Origin of the sequence: Nocardia salmonicida NBRC 13393 (assembly GCF_001613085.1) — a bacterium.
GTDB classification, from domain to species: domain Bacteria; phylum Actinomycetota; class Actinomycetes; order Mycobacteriales; family Mycobacteriaceae; genus Nocardia; species Nocardia salmonicida.
The window spans coordinates 16,981-38,904 of sequence record NZ_BDBR01000042.1; the positions used below are offsets into that span (position 1 = coordinate 16,981).

Below are 21,924 nucleotides of genomic sequence, written 5' to 3' on the forward strand. Positions count from 1 at the left end.
CGACCGTGAGCAGTGGATCCGACGACAGGCGCGACGACCCGACCGTATTCGGCGGCCCCGGCGCACCGAACCAGCCCGATCAGCAGTGGCAGCGGCCCGGTTCGCCGGATCCGGCTGCGGAACAGCCGAATCCGGGTACGCCTGACCCCACCGCGGTCTGGACGCCGGGCAGCACCGGCCTTCCCCCGACCCTGCGGTGGGACGGTTCCGGCCCGCCACCCGGGCTCCCCGAACCGACGCAATGGGCACCGGCGGGTCCACAGGATTGGCAGGATTCCGGTAGCCCTGCCGCGGGACAGCAGGTTCCGCAGCCAGGACAGGCCGATCCCACCCAGCTGCGTCAGCCGGCACCCTGGCCAGGCGCGAATCCGCCTGTGGGTCAGCCGGGTTCGAGTCAGCCGTGGCAGCCCGGTATGAATCCGGCTGCCGGACAGCCTGGCCAGCAGTGGCATCCCGGGGGCCCGCAGCTGAGCGGCCCGGTCGGTGCCAATTTTCCAGGCGGACAACCTGGTTCGAATCAGCAGTGGCAGCCGGGCATGAATCCGCCTGCCGGACAACAACCTCCGGGCCAGTGGGGCGCGCCCGTACCTCCTACTCAGCAGTGGGGCGCGCCCGCCGGTGGTGGACAGCAACAATGGGGTGCAGGCGGTCCGGTGAATCCGCCCGGTCAGCAGCAGTGGGGCGCACCGAGTTGGCAGCAGCAGGCGCCGCAGCACCAATACGGTGAAATCCCCCCGCTCGATCACCGTGGCGTCCAGTCCTACGGCCAGCCCTTCCCGCCCGAGCAGAAATCCGGCAAGAAGGCGGTGATCTGGGCCGCGGCAGGCGTGGCGGCGCTGCTCCTGGTCGGCGGCACGATCACCGCGGTCGTACTGACCCGAGGCGACGACGCACCGAACACCACCGCGGGCGCCACCCCGTCGATGGTCAGCGCTCTGTCCACCACCCCGGGACCGTCCTCCTCGAGCAAGCCCAAACCCAGCACGACCACCCCCGCCCCCTCGGGCGCCGCGTCGAACCGTAAACCTCTCATCGACGGCTACCAGGTCGTCGCCTCCCCCGACCGTGGCGCCGCCTACGACGTCCCGGCGGGCTGGAAGGTCGCCACCGAAACCACCATCGGCGGCGTCGGCGAGCCCCCCGGCGATTCGGTGGTCGGCAAGGGCTACGCCTCCGACGGCCGCGACTACTGCCCCAACTCCACCCGCACCATGTCGCTGCTCACCGGCTCCAAGAACGCCGACAACGCCGCAGCGGGCGCCGAACTCGGCACCAAGGCCGCCCCCCTCGCGTACCAGGGCTCCAAAGGAACTCCCGGCCCCGCCCAGCCCTTGAAGTCGATCGACGGCCGAACCGAGGGCATGTTCACCGAGACCACCGGCACCGTCCCCGCCCCCAAACCCGGCTGCGCCGCCACCTACTCCGTCTACACCTACGCCTTCAAAGGCGCCAAGGACGGCAGCTTCGTCATGGTCATGATCGCCGACACCGGCGTCCCCGGCGCCATCGACGCCGCAGAAGCCAAGCGCATCTTCAGCACCATCAGATCCCTCGACTAGTCCCCACCTGACCAGCCAATTTAACGTTTCCCGACCCCGCGTTGTAAGCTACTTCAGGTTCGCCTCACGGGGTGTGGCGCAGCTTGGTAGCGCGCTTCGTTCGGGACGAAGAGGTCGCAGGTTCAAATCCTGTCACCCCGACGTGTTGGTTGAGACACAAAAGAACCCCTGACCTGGGATTCCTGGGTCAGGGGTTCTTTGCTATCCGCCCTCGGCTGCCGGGTGGGTCGCAGTCAGTACGCAGCGCGTTTCCGAGGGGTCTGTGTACGTATCGGGAGTGAGCGCCGCCGACCATTCCAGAAGTCGCGCCCTGCGTCATGCCGCGCATATGACGTTCACGCCGCCGCCGGTCGTACGCTCGGATCATGACGCCAGAGCGCCGGGTGCGCCTACGCCGTGAAGCGTGGGGATTCGCGATCGGATCTGTGTTCTTCGCCGTCGGAGCGGTGCCGTTCTACGCCGACGCCGTGGGCGCCGTCGTCACCAATACGACGTTCTTCGTCGGGGCGATCTTCTTCACGCTGGCGGCGTTCATCCAGCTGGCGCTCAGCGGTCGGCGCCCAGCTCGCCGAGGCTCCGATCGCGCGGTTCGGTCTGATTGGTGGGCAGCCGTGGTGCAGTTCGTCGGGACGCTGTTCTTCAACCTCAGCACGAGTGCGGCGCTCATCAGCGTGGTGAACGAGAACGCGCGCGTCGGATCGGGCTGGCGCCCGGACGCCCGGGGATCGGTCTGCTTCCTGGTGGCCAGTGCGCTCGCGGTCGTCGCGACGACCGAGCGGGACCGCCTGTGGGATCCGAGAGCGCGGACGTGGCGCTGTACCTGGCTGAACATGGTGGGATCGGTGTTCTTCGGGGTGTCCGCGATCGGGGCGTACGTTGTCCCGAACACTTCCGATTTCGTCAGCCAGCTGTGGGCGAACCTCGGAACCTTCCTCGGCGCACTGTGCTTCTTAGCGGCGGCGCTGCTGAGCCGGCGCGACATCCCCGCGGGCTACGGGTCGGCCCCCAGCGTCTGGACCTGGACGAATTCCAGACTTTTCGCCCATGTGCGACGGCGAGGTCCTCGTCGGTGAAGATCCGCGAGGGAGCGCCCGCGTTGGTCGCAGGTTCAGATCCTGTCATCCCGACGTGCCGGCCGAGACGCAGAAGAGCCCCTGACCAGTTCACCGGCCAGGGGCTCTTCGCTCGTCTGTGGGGGCTTGCGGTCGAGGGGGTTCGGCCAGCAGATGGTGAGGGCCGTGAGGGAGAGCAAGCCGAGGATGAGGGCCAGAATGGTGGGGCACATGGGGGTCGCCCTTCCGGGATGAGCGGAGGTGGGAGCACGGCGGTGGGCTCGTGGTTCGAGTGTGGCCGCATCCATGGCAAGTGGGGTTGCCTGCGTGTTCGGGGTTGGTTGAGAAGTTCTCCCCACGCCAGGCTCTGCGTGGTGAGGTCGCTGGTGTGAGCAAGGGATAACCTGGCGCTTACTTTCTGTCACTTGATAGAAATTAGCGGTCGATAGCGTATACACCCATGTCGACAAGGGTGGATGCACCGCGCGATGGCTCGGGAAGGCCGTTACGCGACGTCGTTTACACGACGTTGCGGGGGGAGTTGATGAACGGCGACATCCGGTTCGGGGAGCGACTCACCGAGCCGAAGCTGTCGACCAGATTCGGGATCTCGCGCACCCCGGTTCGGGAGGCGCTCACGATGCTCTGCTCGGACGGGCTGTTGCAGCGGGAGGAGTTCGGGTTCAGTCCGGTGCGGCCGAGTGTGTCGCGGATTCGCGACCTCTACGAACTGCGGCTGACCCTGGAACTGGGCGGGATGACGCGGGTGCGAGCGGATCCGCGGATTACCCACGACACCGCGCTGCTGCGTGCCGAGCGGCAGAAATGGCTGACGCTGCAGGCCGACCCGCCCGCCCAGGAGCCTGGTTTCGTCGTGGTCGACGAGGAGTTCCATGTCGCGCTGCTGACCGCCGCGGGCAATGCCGAGATGGTGCGCGCCCTGGTGGCGGTGAACTCCCGGATCCGGCATGTGCGCATGTACGACTTCATGATCAACAACCGCATCGAGACCACGATCAGCGAGCATCTCGGCATCCTCGACGCCGTTCTAGCCGGTGACCTCACGCTGGCTCAGCAGCTCTTGCACACCCACATCGGCGATTCGCTGGATGTGGTGCTCGAGCGGATCTCGCGTGCCGTCGCCGCCATGTCTCTCAGCGAGTAGAGCCCGTAGGAATCAGAGGAGCGTCAATGTCTGTAACCCCGACCGCGCGGGTCGCCGCCGCCTACGCACGGATCGCCGAGGTGGATCGGCCGGAGGTCTGGATCACGCTGCGTTCGCAGGAGGTGCTGACGACCGAAGCCGTCGAGCTGGAACGCCGGGTCGCGGCGGGCGAGAAGCTCCCGCTGGCAGGTCTGCTCCTCGCGGTGAAGGACAACGTCGATGTGGCGGGTTTACCCACCACCGCCGCCTGCCCCGAATTCGGCTATGAGGCCACCGAAACCGCCGCCGCTGTGCAGCGGCTGGTCGCGGCGGGAGCACTGGTCCTCGGCAAGACCAACCTCGACCAGTTCGCCACCGGTCTCGTCGGCACTCGTAGCCCCTACGGCGCCGTCCGCAACGCACTGCACCCCGAATTGATCTCGGGCGGTTCGAGCTCCGGCTCGGCGGCGGCTGTCGCGCTCGGCATCGCCGACCTCGCCATCGGCACCGATACGGCGGGCTCGGGCCGCGTGCCCGCCGCGCTGCACGGAATCGTCGGCATCAAGGCCACCCTCGGCGTGATCCCCACCCATGGCGTCGTCGCCGCCTGCGCCGACTACGACGCGGTCACCATCTTCGCCGCCGAATTGGACCTGGCGGTCACCGCCACAAAGGCGATGGCGGGCAAGGATTCTCGAGACCCGCGCAGCCGCGAATGGCCCGCCGACATCCGGCTCTCGGCATCCGCCGAACCCGAGATCGCCATCCCCCGACCCGAAGACCTCGAACCGCTGAGCCCGGCCTACCGCACCGCCTTCACCGAAACCGTCGCCGCCCTGTGTGATCAGGGCCTGCGCGTCACCGAGATCGACATCTCGCCACTTCTGGACGCGGCCCGCCTGCTCTACGACGGCGCGATTGTCGCCGAGCGATATGCGGCGGTCGGCGAGTTCGTCGACAAGGGCGCTCCGGGTCTCGACGACACCGTCGCCGGAATAATCAGCGCCGCAAAGGAACTCGACGCACACTCCTTCGCCGACGACCTGGACACCCTGGCCCGCGCACGCACCACCGCGACAACACTGCTCGCCGGCTTCGACGGTCTGCTGCTCCCCACCACCACCGAACACCCCTCGATCGCCGAAGTCGAAGCCGACCCTCTCGCGATCAACCGCCGCCTCGGCACCTACACGAACTTCTGCAACCTGCTCGACTTCGCCGCCGTCGCGGTCCCCGGCAAACCCACCGCCGACGGTCTCCCGTTCGGCGTGACGGTCGTGGTCCCCGCCTTCGCCGACCAACTCGCCGTCGACCTCGCCGCCCGCATCACCGGCACCCCGGCGCCGCTTCTCGTGGAAACCGGTGTGCCCCTTGCTGTCTTCGGGGCCCACCTGCGCGGCCAACCCCTGCACTGGCAACTCGAACAGCTGGGCGCGCGCTTCGCGGACGAGATCACGACCACCGACGCCTACCGCCTCACCGCCCTCGACACCACGCCGTCCAAACCTGGTCTGGTCCGCCACGGTGACGGACAGGGCGCACCGATCCTCGGCGAACTGTTCCTGGTCTCCCCCGCGGGCCTCGGCCGATTCCTCGCCGAACTACCGCCACCGATGGCACTGACCAGCATCGAACTGTCGGATGGCCGCGCGGTGGTCGGTTTCGCCTGCAGCTACGACGCCGCCGTCGCAGCCACCGACATCACCCGGTTCGGGAGTTGGGTGGCGTATCTACGGGATCGGTGACGTCGATGCCGAGCTCGGCGAGCAGGCCCGTCACGCGATGACCGATGTCGTCGCGGATGGGCCGCACCAGCTCGGCATCGAGCCCGGCCGGATCCTCGATGATCCACTCCTCGTAGCGCACCCCCGGCACCAGCGGACAGGTATCCCCGCAGCCCATCGTGACGATCACGTCGGCGGCGCGGATGATCTCGTCGGTCCACGGCTTCGGATACTCGCGCGAGATATCGACGCCCACCTCCGCCATCACCGCCACCGCGGCCGGATTGAGCTGCCCGCCCGGCACCGACCCGCCCGACCAGGCCACCGCCCGCCCCAGCGCCAAATCTTCGAAGAAGCCGAGGGCCATCTGCGACCGGCCCGCGTTGTGGGTACACAGGAACAGCACCGTGGGGCGCGGCCGGGCCACCTTGCCTTCGATCTTGGCCAGCGCCTGCAACCGTTGCCGCCCGAATCGCTCGGCCAGCAGCGGCAAGTACATAGTCACCGTCGCGCGAGCGGCGAAGTTCTCATAGGAGGTATGCAGGAAACGATGGATCGTCTCCAGCTCGAACATCGTCGCGAATTCTTCGCGTAGCCGCGCCTCGGCACGGTCGAGCGCGTCGGAGTGCTCGGCAATATCGACCACTCCCCAACACTTACCCGAATTCGAGCCATACGCAAACGCCCGGGCCGATCAACCCCTCGACCGACCGGCCCGGCACGCGTACTCGCCGACACAACGTGGAACATCCTCGGCCCAGCCCGTCGGTGTGGTTACCGTCGGCAGTGCGTCTTCAGCGTCTGGAAGAGCCACCTTCTGGTCTGCACCGCCGGGTCCGACCGATCACCCCTCGAGACCGATCGGACCCGGTTGTTCCGGTGTCTGAAGCAACAATGCGGTGTCGGTCTCTAGAGCTTCTTAAGAACAACTTGTCGGCGAAGGCGGGTTGTCGGCGATGATGGATGTACCGACGCAAGGAGATCGACTATGGAAACCGCGATCGTCTGGTTGCTGGCATGCCTGCTGTACTGGTTCAGCAACTTCTGACCCCTGTCATCGACCACTGGAGAGCCCGGAACCAAGCCCGCGCCCGCCTATGAGATGAGGCGTAGCGCGGGTCACATCGAGCCGCCGGAATAGTTCACCGGCAGCCGCGGTTGGACACACTGTCGACGTCCGAACAGCCCCGGGCCTCACCCCTTTGTCGCTACGAGCGACCACCCGCCGAGAGGCGCTTGTGGGGCGTCGACACCCTGACGGGCCGTCCTCGAGGTGGCCCATCGACTCGAACGCCGCCAGGTCACCCTCATCGACCTGGCGGCGTTTGTCGTCTCCGGGTCGCGGGTCCCGCACCCATGCTCGAGGATGGGTCTATGACTTCGGATGGGCAGTTGCGGCGGGGGCTGGGCTTGGGGGATTCGGTGGTCGTGGGGTTGGGGGCGATGGTGGGGGCCGGGGTTTTCGCGGCGTTGGGGCCCGCGGCGGGGGTGGGCGGGTCTTGGTTGTTGGTGGCCTTGGGGGTGGCCGCGGTGATCGCCTATTGCAATGCGATGTCTTCGGCGCGGCTGGCTGCGTTGTATCCGGTGTCCGGGGGGACGTATGTGTACGGGCGGGAGCGGCTCGGGGCGTTCTGGGGGTATGTGGCGGGGTGGGGGTTCGTGGTGGGGAAGACGGCGTCGTGTGCGGCGATGGCATTGACGGTGGGGAGCTACGCGTGGCCGGGGCAGGCGCACGCGGTGGCGGTGGGGGCCGTGATGGTGGTGACGGGGATCAACTATGTGGGGGTGCAGAAGTCGGCATCGGCTTCGCGGGTAATCGTGGCGGTGGTGTTGACCGTGCTGCTGGCGGTCGTCGTGGTGGGCGTGGGCGGGAATCATTCGGGGGCAGCGGTGCTCGACAAGGAGATCGGGCCGTACGGGGTGTTGCAGGCGGCGGGGCTGTTGTTCTTCGCCTTCGCGGGGTATGCGCGGATCGCCACGCTCGGCGAAGAGGTGCGTGAGCCGAAGCGGACGATTCCGCGGGCGATCATGCTCGCGCTGGCGGTGGCCTTGGCGGTGTACGCGCTCGTGGCGGTGGCCGCGTTGCTGACGTTGGGGTCGGGTGGCCTTGCGGCGGCGCGTGATCCGCTCGCGCAGGTCGTCGAGGCGGCGGGGGCGGGTTGGCTGACGCCAGTGGTGCGGATCGGTGCGGTGCTGGCGGCGGCGGGTTCGCTGATGGCGTTGATCCTCGGGGTCTCGCGGACCTCGCTGGCGATGGCGCGTGACGGCCATCTGCCCCAGAGCCTGGCCCGGATCCATCCGAAGTACGCCGTCCCGCATCGAGCCGAACTGGCGGTGGGTGTGGTGGTCGCGGTGCTCGCGGCGACGATGGATCTGCGGGCGGCGATCGGGTTCTCGTCGTTCGCGGTGCTCGCGTACTACCTCATCGCCAATCTGTCGGCGGCCACCCTGACCGCCGCGGAGGGAAGGCCGCAGCGTTGGGTACCGGTGCTCGGCGCGGTGGGATGTGTGGTGGTCGGGTTCGCCTTGCCGATCGGGTCGGTGCTGTCTGGGCTCGGGGTGCTCGCGATCGGTGCGGGGGTGTACGGGATTCGCCGAGTTACGAGGAGGTGAATATGCCTGTGATCAGTGGGTTCTACGGCCACGCTATACGGGTTACGGTGCGTGACAAGGGCTACCCTCGGCCGCATGCGGCCCATCACGAGCGTTTTCGCAGGAACGATCGCTACGGTGCTGGCCTCGGCGAGCCTATTCGCCGTCCCGGCCCACGCCGCGCCGAGCACGACCTGTGAGGTGACGTCGGCTCGCGAGCTGGAACGCGCCCAACCCGAACAGGTCGGGCTCGATTCGGCGAAACTCGAAGCGGCACTGCAGTTCGCCGCCACTCGCAACCGGCTCAACGTCCAGATTTTCCGGCACAACTGTCTCGTCGGTGAAGGGCTGCGCAACGACGAGACCGGCAATACGCCGTGGAACATCTGGAGCGTCACCAAATCGGTGGTGTCGATGCTGGCCGGAATCGCTTCCGACGAAGGCAAAATCGATATCGCCGCCCCTATCGATCGCTATCTGCCGCCCGGCCTCGGCGATGCGGTACACCGGTCGATCACCGTCGAGAACCTGCTCACCGAATCCTCGGGCATGCAGGTCGGAGTGCTGTCGGAGGGCGTCACCGCGGTGATCCCGATCGACCCGCACTCGGCGGTGCAGGCGCTGTCGGTGCAGTTGACCAACCCGCCCGGCACCACGTTCAGCTACAGCCAGCGCAATGTGGACCTGCTGTCCTACGTGATCGAACTGGCCGTCGGCGAACCGCTGCAGCAGTTCGCGCAGCGCGAATTGTTCGACCCGCTCGGCATTCCGCGCAGCGACTACTACTGGGCCAGTGACCGATCCGGCCACACCTACGGCTACGCCCACCTCATGCTGCCGCCCAACGACCTGTCCAAGATCGGACTGCTCGTCGCGAACGACGGCCGCTGGGGCGCCGACCGCGTGGTCTCCTCGGACTATCTGCGCAAAGCCCGCACACCGTCGAAGGCGAACAGCTGCTACGGCTATCTGTTCTGGCTCGGCGCCGATTGCAGCGAATCCCCCGACTTCATGCCCCCGGACAGCTATTTCATGTCCGGGCTCGGCCTGCAGAACGTCTTCTTCCTGCCGAGCCTCGACCTGACGGTGATGTGGACCGGCCCCTTCGGCAACCAGACCGCCTACGGCCCGAGCGGCATCCTCGCCCACGCCGAAGAACTGCCCCACGAGTTCTTCCGCCGCCTGTTCGCCGCCTTCACCGACACCCAGGCGCCGGTCGCCGAACCCTATGTGGAGCCCCCGCTCGAGTTCGACGCGGCCAAACTCATCGACGCCAACATCCTGCTGGCCGTCTTCGGTATCGGCCCCGGCGCCTACCCCGGCTGCACCGTCTTCAACTGCCTCAACCAACCGCTGGCCGCCCCCTTCGCCAGCATCCCACCGGGCTGCGCCATCCTGGCGTGCGTCGGCAACGACCCGCGCACCCCGGGGATCCGAACTATCCGTTGAGCGCGGCCGCCTGGAAACGGGCCGAATCCATGTAGTCGCGGAACAGCACCACCTCGCCGTCGCGCACCTGGATCACGTTGACCGACGACCGGACCCTGGTGCGCTCCGCGCCCGGCCGAGTTACCTCAACCTCGTTTTCGACAACAACGATCTCAGGATCGTCGGTGGCGTAGATCCGCGGGTGGATGGCGTGCAACCGGACGGCCGACGTCGCGGTCCAGCGCTGTTCGAGGGCTGCGTGAATCGCCGCCCTGCCCTCGATGCGGGTCGGTACGCCGGGCGGGGCGAACGGCATCTCGAAGGCGGCGTCGGTGGCGAATCCGGCGGTGAAAGCCGCCGCATCGCGGCTGGGCAGCACGGCCAGTAGCCGTTCGACGAGTTGGACCGGGCTCTCGGGCATCAGGCACCTCACCAATAAGCGGAACGATGACCCCGCTTACTATCCGGAACGTTCGCCCCGTTTGTCAAGACCTCGCCTAGACTGAGACCCGTGTCCGACGACCCACGCCCACTGCGCGCCGACGCCCGCCGCAATCGGGAGCTCGTGCTGAGCGCGGCGCAGGAAGCCTTTGCCAGCGAGGGCATTTCGGTTCCCCTCGACGAGATCGCCCGGCGGGCCGGTGTCGGCGCCGGTACGGTCTATCGGCATTTCCCGAGCAAAGAAGCGCTCTTCACAGCCGCGATCATCGATCGCGTCGAACGCGCGGTGGCGTACGCCCGCGAACTCACCATCGCCGACGACGCAGGCGTCGCCTTCTTCGAATTCCTCGCCTTCATGGCGCGCGAGAACGGCGTGAAACGCGACCTCGCCGATGCCGTCGGATCGGATCGGCTCGCCGCCCTCGGCGCGTCGGCGGATCTGTCCGGGGCGATCGGCACATTGCTCGCGCGGGCACAGCGCACCGGCGCGATCCGTCCCGACATCGACGTCGACGACCTGATGCTCATCCTGAAAGCAGGGTTCAACGCCACCCGCGATGCGGACGAACGCAGACGCCGACTCGCCTTCTCGGTGATACTCGACGGCCTGCGCCGGACGTGAAACGCAGCAGACCGGGCCACCTGCAGTGGTGACCCGGTCCGATCGCGTGCTCGGTCAGCGGTTCTCGAGCAGAACTTCCGCGATCTGAATCGTGTTGAGGGCAGCGCCCTTTCGCAGGTTGTCGCCCGAGATGAACAGTGCGAGACCGCGACCGCTGGGCACACCCGGATCCTGGCGGATGCGGCCGACGAGCGAGTCGTCCTGGCCCGCGGCGGCCAGCGGGGTGGGCACGTCGACCAGACGCACGCCCGCCGCCTTGGCCAGCAGTTCCTGAGCCTGCTGCACCGAAATCGGTTCGGCGAATTCGGCATTGATCGACAGCGAGTGCCCGGTGAAGACCGGAACGCGCACGCAGGTGCCGCTCACCAGCAGGTCGGGCAGGCCGAGGATCTTGCGGCTCTCGTTGCGCAGCTTCTGGTCTTCGTCGGTCTCGAAGGAGCCGTCGTCGACCAGGGCGCCGGCCAGCGGGATCACGTTGAAACCGATCGGCGCGACGTACTTGTTCGGCGCGGGGAACTCCACGGCCGAACCGTCGTGCACCAGCTTCTCCGCATCGGCGGCCACCGCGCGGATCTGCGAGGCGAGCTCCTCCACACCGGCCAGCCCGCTACCCGAAACTGCCTGGTAGCTCGACACGATCAGGCGCTGCAAACCGGCCACATCGTGCAGCGGCTTGAGCACCGGCATCGCGGCCATGGTGGTGCAGTTCGGGTTGGCGATGATGCCCTTGGGCAGGTTGCGAGTGGCCTCGGGGTTGACCTCCGACACCACCAGCGGCACATCGGGGTCCTTGCGCCAGGCCGAGGAATTGTCGATCACGGTGACGCCTGCCGCGGCGAAGCGCGGGGCCTGCACACGCGACATGGTGGCGCCTGCCGAGAACAGCGCGATGTCCAGACCCGAGGGATCAGCGGTCTCGGTGTCCTCGACGACGATCTCGCCGCCGCGCCACGGCAGCGTCTTGCCCGCGGACCGAGCCGAGGCGAAGAACCGAACCTCGTCGGCCGGGAAGTTGCGCTCTTCGAGCAGCTTGCGCATGACCGTGCCGACCTGACCGGTCGCACCGACGACACCTACACGTACACCCATTACCTAACGCCCCGTTCCGCCGTGGACGACAGCTGCCTCTTCGCCGCCGAGATCGAATGCCTTGTGCAACACCTGCACCGCTTCATCCAGTTCGGTGTCGCGCACCAGCACCGAGATCCGGATCTCCGAGGTGGAGATCAGGTCGATGTTGACGCCCGCGTTGGCCAGCGCCTCACAGAAGGTGGCGGTGACGCCCGGGTGCGACTTCATCCCGGCGCCGACCAGGGAAACCTTGCCGATGTGATCGTCGGAGAGGATCTCGGCGAAGCCGATCTCGGCCTGACGCTCGGTGAGCTTCTGCACCGCGCGGACCAGGTCGGTCTTGGGGCAGGTGAAGGTGATGTCGGTCTTGCCCGTGTCGACCTTGGAGATGTTCTGCAGCACCATGTCGATGTTGATCTCGGCGTCGGCCACCGCGCGGAACACCTTGGCCGCGTAGCCCGGCTCGTCCGGTAGGGCGACGACGGTCACCTTGGCTTCGCTGCGGTCGTGCGCGACGCCGGTCAGGATTGCCTGCTCCACGGGAATGTCCTCCATCGATCCGAAAACAGTGGTGCCGATCTTGTCGGTGTAGGACGACCGAACATGAACGGGAACGTTGTAGCGGCGCGCGTACTCTACGCAGCGCAGCATGAGCACCTTCGAGCCGCAGGCCGCCATCTCGAGCATCTCCTCGTAGGAGATGTTGTCGAGCTTCTGGGCGTCGGGCACGATGCGCGGGTCGGCGGAGAAGATGCCGTCGACGTCGGTGTAGATCTCGCAGACATCGGCTTTCAACGCCGCGGCCAGCGCGACGGCGGTGGTGTCGGAACCGCCGCGGCCCAGCGTGGTGACGTCCTTGCTGTCCTGGCTCACGCCCTGGAAGCCGGCCACCAGCACGATCTGGCCCTCGGCGAGCGCCTCCTGCAGACGGCCGGGGGTCACGTCGATGATCTTGGCGTTGCCGTGCGCGCCGGTGGTGATCACGCCCGCCTGCGAACCGGTGAACGAGCGAGCCTCGGCACCGAGAGTATGAATAGCCATGGCCACCAAGGCATTCGAGATGCGCTCGCCCGAGGTGAGTAGCATGTCCATCTCGCGAGCAGGCGGCGACGGGGCCACCTGCTCCGCGAGATCGAGCAACTCATCGGTCGTGTCGCCCATGGCAGAGCACACGACAACCACGTCGTGCCCCTGCTTCTTGGTCTCCACGATCCGTTCAGCGACGCGCCGGATCCGCTCGGCGGTAGCCACCGAGGATCCTCCGTACTTCTGAACTACGAGAGCCACAGCAGGTCCTTCACGATCGAGTGTCAGATTGGTATCAGCGACCAAGAGTACCGGGCCCCGGCCACCGGTTTTGCTGCTACCTGCCCTGCCTGTGGAAAACGACACAGGCTTGTCACCTGTGGATAACCGCCGGATTCAGCTCCGATCGAACCAGGTGACCTGCGCGCCGCTGTCGAATTCCTTGCGTCGGGTCGGAGCGAAAAGTGTCGGTTTGAAGACGCCGGTGAAGGCGGGAATGCCCTCGCCAGCGATGACCGGGTAGGTCTTGACTATCAGCTGATCGATCTCGTCGAGGAGCTGCCCCGCGAGCTTCCCGCCGCCGCACAGCCAGATGTCGAGACCTTCCTGCTGCTTGAGCTCGCGCACCAGCTCGACCGGATCGCCGTCGACGATCTCGATGTTGGGGGCGTCGACCGGGCCGAGCGAGGAGGAGAAGACGTACTGCTTCATGTGGACGAAAGGGCTGAGGATGCCTGCGTCGTAGGCGGCCGCGTAAGTGCCGCGACCCATGAGCATGGTGTCCCAGTTCTTGTTCGGCGTATCGACGTCGATGCCGAAATGCGGGCGGAGGTGGACCGGGATCGCCTCGGGAAATTCGCCGTTGAGCCAGCCCGAGTATTCCGGCGGGGTCGGGTAGAACTCGAATTCACCGCCGGGACCTGCGATGTAGCCGTCGAGGGAGACGCCGATGTAGTAGACAAGCTTTCGCATGGTTACCGCCTCAGTTGTTGTACTATGCTTGAAGTGGTTTCAAGGTAGTACTACAGATGGAGTGGTGTCAAGTGCGTACCAACCCCGAACGACGACAAGCTCTCCTCGACGCGGCCATCGAGGTCCTCGCCGACGAAGGCGCCCGCGGCCTCACTTTCCGCGCGGTGGACAAACAGGCGGCGGTCCCCGCGGGCACGGCGTCGAACTACTTCGCCAATCGCGACGAGCTCCTGACGCAGGCGGGTGTGCGCTTCTACGAGGTGGTGCAGCCGAGCGAGGAGACGATGGCACTGGTCAGTGATGGGCCGAAGGACATCGACAACATCACCACGCTGATGAAAGAGGTGGTCGGACGCATCGAATCGCATCGCAAGGCCTATCTCGCGCTGCTGGAACTCCGCCTCGAGGCCACCCGGCGTCCCGAGCTCCGCACGGTGCTCACCGAACGCGTCCGCGCCGACATCGATTTCAACGTACGCAATCATCTGGCATCCGGCATGCCAGGCGACGCGGAGTCGGTACTACTGCTCTACCTGGCGCTCAACTGGCTCATCGTCGAACACCTCACGCTGCCCGGAATCTTCACCGAGCAACAGAGCATGGCGCTGATCGAAACGGCCGTCGAGCGTGTGATACGCACCTGACCCGGTCATTTGTCCAGACCATAGACGTGTTGACGATCACTAGTACGACTGTGCACAATCGGGCGCGAAAGCAGCGGGGGTTCGGAGGATAGACACAGATGCGCTCGAAGATCGACATCCGATTCACCGTTGACGCCGAGATCGACCAAGTGATGGACGCACTACTGGCCGTTGACCTGATGTCGGAGTGGTCGACCTCGCTCAGTGATGTCCGGGTGGGCCCGCGCGATGCCGACGGCAGGCCGCGCCGGGTCTTCGCCACCGCCCACTTCATGGGAAACTCCGACGCCCAGGTGCTCGAGTACACCTGGGAGCAGTACCGGTCGTCGTGGCAGGTGGTCGACAGCAGTCGCGGTTCCAAGGGCGGGGGCTGGATCGAGCTGCTCGAGACTCCCGAGGGTACCGAGGTCGACTACCACGTGGAGCTCTCACTTCCGCTGCCCATTCCGGGCATCCTGTTCAACCGCACACTGCGCAAGCTGCACGACGAGACGGTCGCGAACTTCATCGACTTCGCCGAGCGATATCCCGAGATCGGGGGCTACGTGGCCGGCTGATTGCGCCGTCTGCGAAACCATCGTCGCCGCGCGCGGATCGGGACCTCGGGTGCGAACATTGACGCATGATCGGAAATCGACGGGTCCGGTTCCGTCCGGTCACCGCGGACAGCTCGGTGACCCAGCTCGAATTGTTCTTCGACCTGGTGATCGTCTTCGCCTTCACCATGGTCACCGACCTGGCGGCAGAAGAGACAACGGCGGCGAACATGCTGCGGGCCACGCTGGTCCTCGCCCTGATGTGGTGGCTGTGGATCGCCTACTCGTGGCTGGGCAATGTGGTGCGCGCCGACGAGGGCATCGCGCGGGTGGGCATCTTCGTCGCGATGGGCGGTGCGTTCATCGCCGCGCTCACCATTCCCGAGGCGTTCACCGATCTGCCCGGCGGCTGGTTCGGTCCGCTGGTCTTCGCCATCGCCTACCTGGTGGTGCGGCTGGTGCACGTCGCCATCTTCTGGGCGGTCAGCGCCGAGGACTCCCAGCTACGCGGGCAATTGCTGCGCTGGGCGCTCGGTTCGATCACCGTCGGCACCACGCTGCTGGTGATCGCCGCGATGACCTCGGGCCTCACCCAGATCCTGCTGTGGATCGCCGCGATCGTCGGCGACATGGTGTGGACCTTCGTCGCGGGCACCGACTGGCGGCTCAATTCGGCCAAGCACTTCGCCGAACGCTACGGGCTGATCGTCATCGTGGCGCTGGGCGAATCGATCGTCTCGATCGGGATCGGGGTGGCCGGACTGCCGATCTCGTGGCCGATCGCGCTCGGCTCGATGCTCGGGCTCGCGGTCTCGGGTCTGCTGTGGTGGCTCTACTTCGACGTCGCCGCGCTCTCGATCGAACACAGTTTGGCCCATGCCAAGGGTGCCGAGCAGATCAAGATCGCGCAGAACAGCTACACCTACTGGCATTTTCCGATGATCGTCGGCGTGATCGCGCTCTCGCTCGGGTTGAAGAAGGTGCTGTACTACGTGGGCGACTCCTCGCACCACAAGCTCACCGACCCGCTCTACGGCATCCCGCTCGGTGCGCTCTACACGGGACCGGCGCTGTTCATCCTCGGCGTCGTCGTGGCGAAATACTATGCCTCGAAATCGGTGTCGATCGCGCGCGTGGTCACCGTGGTCCTACTGCTCGCGCTGATCCCGGCCGCCGCGCACCTGCCCGCGCTCGCCTCGCTCGCCGTGCTGTGCACCGTGCTGGCCGCGCTGGTGATCTTCGAGACCCTGCGCTTCGCGCAGCCGCGTGACCAGATCAGGCACGCTTGATCTGACCGATGTGGTGGCGCACGCTGTGCTCGGCGGGCGTCGCCCCACGGTGTGAGGGCGGCACCGTCACCCCGGCTCGCACGGCGTCGTTGATCTGGTCGAGGTTCTCGCGCAGCATGTCGGCGACGAGTTCGTCGGTGCGCGGGTCGTCGAGCAGCTGACGCAGCATGCGGTACACCGTGTCGGCGACGAGCCGGATGATGTCGTCGTGGAACGGGACGTAGCGCAGCTTGCCGGTCTGCGGGTCGTTCTTGATCAGGTCCATGATCAGCTGATCGACCTCGGCGTGGTTCTCCTCGAGCGCGGCGGCGATGTTCTGGGTGTAGTGGCCCGCGCGCAGGACCTTGGAGACCTCGTCGAGGATCGCGATCGTCATCGGACGCTTGATGACGTCGACGATCGTCCCGACGAACCGGTTGACGATCGTCGCGGTGACCCGCTCCCCCAGCGCCCGGTCGGCGACCCGGCCCAGCCGGATCAAGATCACCACGATTCGCAACAGCCGGAACCCGCGGAACAGCGGGGTGGTCACCGGGATCATGCCGAGGACCTCGTACCAGTAGATGAACGGGAACGACCACGGCCAGCCCGCCCGGCGCCAGCGCCACAGGAACTCGACCAGGAAGATCGCGCAGATCGACGTGTCTACGACGACGATCGCGTGGTAGGTCGGCCCGCTGACCTGGAAGAAGGTGATCCACACGACCAGCACCACCGAGATGATGGCGAGGATCAGCATGGAGATGTCGGTGCGCAGGCTGGGCGTCTTCGAGCGCACGTCCGGCAGGGCCTCGACCCGTTCGATCCCCGGTGAAGCCACTGTTGCTCCTGAATATCTGGCGGTCGGCGCCGCGTAGGTCGGCCTTGACATCACTGCCCACGCTAATTGGTGGACCGGCGCCGCGAGGGGAGTTGCGGACGCCGGTCGGTGGCGTGTTCAGCCGCGCAGGACGGCCTCGATATTGCGTTCTGCCAGTGCGGTGATGGTCAAAGACGGGTTGACGGTCGCGGTGCTGCCGGGGATCGCGGCACCGTCCATCACGTAGAGGCCGGGGTGCCCGTGAACGCGACCGAAGGCGTCGGTGGCCTTGCCGAGGACCGCGCCGCCGAGCGGGTGCGCGGTGAACTGGGCGTTGGCGTCGTAACCGAGCGCGCCGTATTCGGCGACCGCGCCCGCGCGGTCGGCGATCCGGTGATCGACGACGCGCGCCGCCGCGGCGACCGCGTGCTGCGTGGCCGTCGGCCAGTTCAGGCCGACGCCGCCCGTCGCGGCGTGATAGCCGAAGCGAGCGCGGGTCGGATCGAGGACCATGCCGAGCGAGGCCAGCGCGCCGGTCTCGAACGGGATGCCGGGGATGTACCAGTTCTCCAGAGTGACCGGCACGTTGGAGTAGTCGTGGATCCGGCTGGCGCTCGGCACACCTTGGCCCTGGCCCGCGATGGCGCTCGCGCCGCGGGCCAGCACCACGTCACCGTTGGTGCCGAAGCCGTCGCCGATGTGTTCGTTGAGGTTGGGCAGCGTGCCGGTGGCTTGGGCGCGGACCAGCAGCTCCGAGGTGCCGATCGAACCGGCGCCGAGGAACAGCTTGTCGCAGGTCAGGTTGCGGGTGCTCAGCACCTGGCCGCTCGGCGCGAGCTTCGACACGGCCACGACGAACCTGCCGCTCGCCTCCTGGGCGATGGCGTCGACGCGGTGGCCGGGGAACACCTGGGACCTGCCGGTCTCGCGGGCGTAGCGCAGGTAATTCTGGTTGAGGTCGAACTTGGCGCCGTTGGAGTTGCCGAGGTTGGAGCGGGCCGAGGTGGCCGAGGCACGCGAGCTTCCCGCGAGTTCGCTGCGCAGCACGTCCCAGGTGAAAATCGAATCATTGGGCAGCGGCTGGTAACCGGCGGCACGCACCTGCTCGTCCCAGGCGCGCGAGTGCGCGAACGGCGAGGAGTGGTAGATGTCGGCGGGCATCTGGTCGAGCCGCAGCATCTGGCGCACCCGCGGGTAGTAGACGCTTTCGAGCTCGCCGTAATCGACCACACCACCGAAGACCTGGTCGAAGAGCCTGCGCTCCGGCGCCACCATCGCCCCGGTGAAGATCACCGATCCGCCGCCGACAGCGGCGGCTCGCCACACGTCGATACCGGAATACTCGGTCACATCCAGCACCCCGCCGAACGCGCTGAAACTCATCGGCACCTTGGTGACGCCGGTGAAGCTGGTGCGATGCCAGAACCCGCGGCCGTCGGGCAGATCGTCGCCGGTGAAGATCTCGCGCCACGGATCGTTGGGCCAGTGCGAACCGCGCTCCAGCACCGTATTGGTGATCCCGGCCTCGGCCAGGCGCAGCGCCGTGACGGCGGCGCCGAAGCCGGATCCGATGACGATCGCCTGTGTATGCGCCGGCGCGTCCGGGATCGGGGCGAAGATCTCCGGTACCCAGGACTGGAACATCGTCTCGCGCGGATCCGCCGAAGCGGGCACGCTCGCCAGCGTCGTTCCCACGGCACCGGCAACAGCCGCCAGTCCCGCCGCCTTGAAAAAGGCACGTCTGTGCACCAGGCCACCTCCCTCATCACGCATGGCCGACGCGAAGAATACCCCGCAACATGAAGGATCGCCCGGTGGCGACCACATTTGTCACAAGTCACGACGAGCGCGTGAGGCTACCGGGACCTCAGCTGGTGAGCAGGCGGATCACCGCGATGGTGCCGACCACCACGATCACCCCTCTGAGCACATTCGGCGACAACTTCCGCCCGACCTTCGCGCCGAGCTGCCCGCCGATGATGGAGCCGATCGCGATCAACGCGACCACCTGCCAGTCCACCTCGGCGATCGCGATGAAGATCACCGCCGACACCCCGTTGACGATCAGGGCGAGCACGTTCTTCACGCCGTTGAGCCGCTGGATGTCCTCGTGCACGAACACCCCGAGCAGACCGATCAGCAGTACGCCCTGGGCGGCCCCGAAGTAGCCGCCGTAGATGCCGGTGGCGAAGACCGCGACCAGCAGAATGGGCCCACCGTGTTCCGGCGTCGCCGACGCGCCGTCCGCCCGCCGCTTCTTCACCCATGCGGCCAGTCGCGGCTGCACGACGACGAGGATCAGCGCCACGATGATGAGGACGGGGACGATCGCCTTGAACGCCGCCGCGGGCATGGTCAGCAGCAGGATCGCGCCGGTGATGCCACCGAGAAGAGACGCGGTGCCCAGCTGTAGCAGTCGGGCCCGCTGTCCTTCCAGTTCCCGCCGATAGCCGATGACCCCGCTCACCGAGCCGGGGACGAGACCGATCGTGTTCGACACATTCGCTGTCACCGGCGGCAACCCGAACGCGAGCAGCGTGGGAAAGGTGATCAGCGTGCCCGATCCGACGATCGTATTGATGCCACCCGCCGCGATACCCGCGGCGAAGATGGCCACCTGTTGTAACCAAGTCATTCGAATTCCTTCGGTACGTCTCGTCGGACGCGCAGGTCCGTACAAGCGTGCGTTATGGGGAAAACCGTACTGGTCAACCGGTGAGCGAATGGCAGCGGACTTGATCCACGGAATTGTTCCGGGCCGCTTACAACCAGGGGTGGGCACGCGGTAAGCTCGGAGGATCATGCTGCAGCGGGCTCTTCTTCTCGGCCGCCGCGACGGGTCCTGATACGGACCGGCTCCCGTCGCGGGGTTCCAACGCGCCGGTCGACCCGCTCCCATTCAGGGAATCCATCACACCCACGGAGAAACTTGCATGTCCTCGGCTGACGCATTCGTATCCGCTTCGCGCACCATTTCGGCCCCCGGCAAACCCGCACCGGCCGACCAGCCCGCCTGGAACACCCAGAAGAACTCCTCGATGCCGGCGTTCCGGTATCGCCCCTTCGCCGAAGAGGTCGAGCCGATCACGGTGCCCGACCGTACCTGGCCGGACAAGATCATCGATCGCGCGCCCGCGTGGTGCGCCGTCGACCTGCGCGACGGCAACCAGGCCCTCATCGACCCGATGAGCCCGGCCCGTAAGCGCCGCATGTTCGACCTGCTGGTGCGGATGGGCTACAAGGAGATCGAGGTCGGTTTCCCGGCCGCGAGCCAGACCGACTTCGATTTCGTCCGCGAGATCATCGAAGACGGCGCTGTCCCCGCCGACGTCACCATCCAGGTCCTCACCCAGTGCCGCCCCGAGCTGATCGAGCGCACCTTCGAGGCCTGCGCGGGCGCACCGAACGTAATCGTGCACTTCTACAACTCCACCTCGATCCTGCAGCGCCGGGTGGTCTTCCGCGCCGACCGCGACGCGGTGAAGAAGATCGCCACCGACGCGGCGGCGCTGTGCCTGGAGATCGAGAAGCGCTACCCCGACACCGAGTGGCGCTACGAGTACAGCCCGGAGTCCTACACCGGCACCGAGCTGGACTACGCCCGTGAGGTGTGCGACGCGGTCTCCGAGATCATCGCGCCGACCCCGGCCAAGCCGCTGATCATCAACCTGCCCGCGACCGTCGAGATGGCCACCCCGAACGTGTACGCCGACTCGATCGAGTGGATGCACCGCAACCTGGCCCGACGCGACTCGATCGTGCTGTCGCTGCACCCGCACAACGACCGTGGCACCGCCGTCGCGGCCGCCGAGTTGGGCTACCAGGCCGGCGCCGACCGCATCGAAGGCTGCCTGTTCGGCAACGGTGAGCGCACCGGCAATGTCTGCCTGGTGACGCTGGGCATGAACCTGTTCTCGCGCGGCATCGACCCGCAGATCAACTTCTCCGATATCGACGAGGTCCGTCGCACGGTCGAGTACTGCAACCAGCTGGCCGTCGCCGAGCGTCACCCCTACGGCGGTGACCTGGTCTACACCGCGTTCTCGGGCAGCCACCAGGACGCCATCAACAAGGGCCTGGACGCGATGAAGGCCACCGCCGACGCGCGCGACGCCGACGTGTCCGACATCGTCTGGGAGGTTCCGTACCTGCCGATCGATCCCAAGGATGTCGGCCGCACCTACGAGGCCGTGATCCGGGTGAACTCGCAGTCCGGCAAGGGCGGCGTGGCCTACATCATGAAGACCGATCACGGGCTGGTGCTGCCGCGTCGCCTGCAGATCGAGTTCTCGCAGGCGATCCAGGCGATCACCGACGGCGAGGGCGGCGAGGTGACGCCCAAGGAGATGTGGGACGTCTTCGCCACCGAGTACCTGAACCCGATCCTGCCGCTCGAGCGGATCAAGCAGAAGGTCACCGCGGCCGAGACCGACGGTGGCGTGGACTCGATCGTGGTGACCGTCAAGGTCGAGGGCGTCGAGCAGGAGATCAGCGGTTCGGGCAACGGCCCGCTGGCCGCGTTCGTCGACGCGATCGCGACCGTCGGCTTCGACGTGCGCGTGCTCGACTACAGCGAACACGCGATGTCCGCCGGTGACGACGCGCAGGCCGCCGCCTACGTCGAGGTCGCGATCGGCGACAAGGTCGTGTGGGGCGTCGGCATCGCCACCTCGATCACCACCGCCTCGCTGCGCGCGGTCGTCTCGGCCGTGAACCGCGCCGCGCAATAGGTTGCTCCATGGTGGCCGGGACCGGAGTCTCGGCCACCATGCTGACCTGTGGATAGTTTTACGATCCTGTGGATAACCGCGGTCCGGCTGGTCGGCTTCGCGCCGGATATACCGGTTGAGCTGGGCGCTTTCGATTCCCATCCGCCCGTGCATGGCAGCTGCCACCGGCGCGCGAAATTTGGCTCCGTGTTAGCGTTTTAGGGCATATTCAGCGCCGAGCTTTCCTGCTCGTTCAGCGAGCAAGTGGGGGAACTGTGACCAACAACGACCATAATCCGACCTCGCCGCCGTGGCT

At 66.8% G+C, this 21,924-nt stretch carries 19 protein-coding genes and 1 tRNA gene; 12 read left to right on the top strand and 8 right to left on the bottom strand.

Annotated features, from left to right (window positions below):
• The first annotated feature begins 5 nt into the window (after positions 1 to 5).
• The 5 genes from NS1_RS40430 (at position 6) to atzF (ending at position 5,500) form a co-directional block, all read left to right on the top strand.
• On the top strand, positions 6 to 1,559 hold the full coding sequence (locus tag NS1_RS40430; protein ID WP_157125485.1) for a DUF8017 domain-containing protein: 1,554 nt from the start codon (positions 6 to 8) through the stop codon (positions 1,557 to 1,559).
• 67 nt (positions 1,560 to 1,626) lie between these two features.
• A tRNA-Pro gene (locus NS1_RS30785) sits at positions 1,627 to 1,700 on the top strand.
• 224 nt (positions 1,701 to 1,924) lie between these two features.
• Positions 1,925 to 2,632, top strand: a complete 708-nt coding sequence (locus tag NS1_RS30790; RefSeq protein ID WP_157125486.1) for a YrhK family protein — start codon at positions 1,925 to 1,927, stop codon at positions 2,630 to 2,632.
• Positions 2,633 to 3,071: 439 nt separating this feature from the next.
• Complete coding sequence (locus tag NS1_RS30795; protein ID WP_062990149.1) at positions 3,072 to 3,776, top strand: GntR family transcriptional regulator; 705 nt, start codon at positions 3,072 to 3,074, stop codon at positions 3,774 to 3,776.
• 26 nt (positions 3,777 to 3,802) lie between these two features.
• Complete coding sequence (gene atzF, locus NS1_RS30800; RefSeq protein WP_062990151.1) at positions 3,803 to 5,500, top strand: allophanate hydrolase; 1,698 nt, start codon at positions 3,803 to 3,805, stop codon at positions 5,498 to 5,500.
• Here the strand turns inward: atzF and NS1_RS30805 are convergent.
• Positions 5,457 to 6,125: an arsenate reductase ArsC gene (locus tag NS1_RS30805; RefSeq protein ID WP_062990153.1), complete on the bottom strand. Its 669-nt coding sequence runs from the start codon at positions 6,123 to 6,125 to the stop codon at positions 5,457 to 5,459. The genes atzF and NS1_RS30805 overlap by 44 nt on opposite strands.
• A 728-nt stretch (positions 6,126 to 6,853) precedes the next feature.
• Here NS1_RS30805 and NS1_RS30810 point away from each other — a divergent pair.
• Complete coding sequence (locus tag NS1_RS30810) at positions 6,854 to 8,092, top strand: APC family permease (RefSeq protein ID WP_062990259.1); 1,239 nt, start codon at positions 6,854 to 6,856, stop codon at positions 8,090 to 8,092.
• Between the two features lie 75 nt (positions 8,093 to 8,167).
• Positions 8,168 to 9,520 (top strand): serine hydrolase domain-containing protein, encoded by a 1,353-nt coding sequence (locus NS1_RS30815; RefSeq protein ID WP_063816321.1) that lies wholly within the window; start codon positions 8,168 to 8,170, stop codon positions 9,518 to 9,520.
• Here NS1_RS30815 and NS1_RS30820 read toward each other — a convergent pair.
• Positions 9,510 to 9,920 (bottom strand): nuclear transport factor 2 family protein, encoded by a 411-nt coding sequence (locus tag NS1_RS30820; RefSeq protein ID WP_062990155.1) that lies wholly within the window; start codon positions 9,918 to 9,920, stop codon positions 9,510 to 9,512. The genes NS1_RS30815 and NS1_RS30820 overlap by 11 nt on opposite strands.
• A gap of 90 nt (positions 9,921 to 10,010) precedes the next feature.
• Between NS1_RS30820 and NS1_RS30825 the strand changes: the two genes are divergently transcribed.
• Positions 10,011 to 10,562: a TetR/AcrR family transcriptional regulator gene (locus tag NS1_RS30825; protein WP_062990157.1), complete on the top strand. Its 552-nt coding sequence runs from the start codon at positions 10,011 to 10,013 to the stop codon at positions 10,560 to 10,562.
• A 54-nt stretch (positions 10,563 to 10,616) separates the two neighbouring features.
• Here NS1_RS30825 and NS1_RS30830 read toward each other — a convergent pair whose 3' ends face one another.
• The 3 genes from NS1_RS30830 to NS1_RS30840 form a co-directional block, all read right to left on the bottom strand.
• Positions 10,617 to 11,651, bottom strand: coding sequence for an aspartate-semialdehyde dehydrogenase (locus NS1_RS30830; protein ID WP_056821949.1), 1,035 nt, complete (start codon positions 11,649 to 11,651; stop codon positions 10,617 to 10,619).
• Between the two features lie 3 nt (positions 11,652 to 11,654).
• A complete protein-coding gene (locus NS1_RS30835; RefSeq protein WP_056821952.1) occupies positions 11,655 to 12,920 on the bottom strand; it encodes an aspartate kinase in 1,266 nt (421 codons plus the stop codon).
• A 135-nt stretch (positions 12,921 to 13,055) separates the two neighbouring features.
• Complete coding sequence (locus NS1_RS30840; RefSeq protein WP_062990159.1) at positions 13,056 to 13,631, bottom strand: dihydrofolate reductase family protein; 576 nt, start codon at positions 13,629 to 13,631, stop codon at positions 13,056 to 13,058.
• Between the two features lie 71 nt (positions 13,632 to 13,702).
• Here NS1_RS30840 and NS1_RS30845 point away from each other — a divergent pair, with 71 nt between their 5' ends.
• The 3 genes from NS1_RS30845 (at position 13,703) to NS1_RS30855 (ending at position 16,100) form a co-directional block, all read left to right on the top strand.
• On the top strand, positions 13,703 to 14,275 hold the full coding sequence (locus tag NS1_RS30845; RefSeq protein WP_255284762.1) for a TetR/AcrR family transcriptional regulator: 573 nt from the start codon (positions 13,703 to 13,705) through the stop codon (positions 14,273 to 14,275).
• Positions 14,276 to 14,373: 98 nt separating this feature from the next.
• Positions 14,374 to 14,832 (top strand): SRPBCC family protein, encoded by a 459-nt coding sequence (locus tag NS1_RS30850; RefSeq protein ID WP_056821960.1) that lies wholly within the window; start codon positions 14,374 to 14,376, stop codon positions 14,830 to 14,832.
• A gap of 65 nt (positions 14,833 to 14,897) precedes the next feature.
• Positions 14,898 to 16,100 carry a low temperature requirement protein A gene (locus tag NS1_RS30855; protein WP_062990163.1) on the top strand — a complete coding sequence of 401 codons (1,203 nt, stop codon included), beginning with the start codon at positions 14,898 to 14,900 and terminating at the stop codon, positions 16,098 to 16,100.
• Here the strand turns inward: NS1_RS30855 and NS1_RS30860 are convergent.
• The 3 genes from NS1_RS30860 to NS1_RS30870 form a co-directional block, all read right to left on the bottom strand.
• The gene (locus NS1_RS30860) at positions 16,087 to 16,920 is read right to left on the bottom strand and encodes a hypothetical protein (RefSeq protein WP_062990165.1); all 834 of its coding nucleotides are present in this window, start codon (positions 16,918 to 16,920) and stop codon (positions 16,087 to 16,089) included. The two genes, NS1_RS30855 and NS1_RS30860, sit on opposite strands and share 14 nt — an antisense overlap.
• A 117-nt stretch (positions 16,921 to 17,037) precedes the next feature.
• Positions 17,038 to 18,648: a GMC oxidoreductase gene (locus NS1_RS30865; protein WP_084504675.1), complete on the bottom strand. Its 1,611-nt coding sequence runs from the start codon at positions 18,646 to 18,648 to the stop codon at positions 17,038 to 17,040.
• Between the two features lie 118 nt (positions 18,649 to 18,766).
• On the bottom strand, positions 18,767 to 19,534 hold the full coding sequence (locus NS1_RS30870; protein ID WP_062990169.1) for a sulfite exporter TauE/SafE family protein: 768 nt from the start codon (positions 19,532 to 19,534) through the stop codon (positions 18,767 to 18,769).
• A gap of 298 nt (positions 19,535 to 19,832) precedes the next feature.
• Between NS1_RS30870 and leuA the strand changes: the two genes are divergently transcribed.
• Positions 19,833 to 21,629, top strand: a complete 1,797-nt coding sequence (gene leuA, locus NS1_RS30875; protein ID WP_056821969.1) for a 2-isopropylmalate synthase — start codon at positions 19,833 to 19,835, stop codon at positions 21,627 to 21,629.
• Positions 21,630 to 21,924 lie beyond the last annotated feature (295 nt).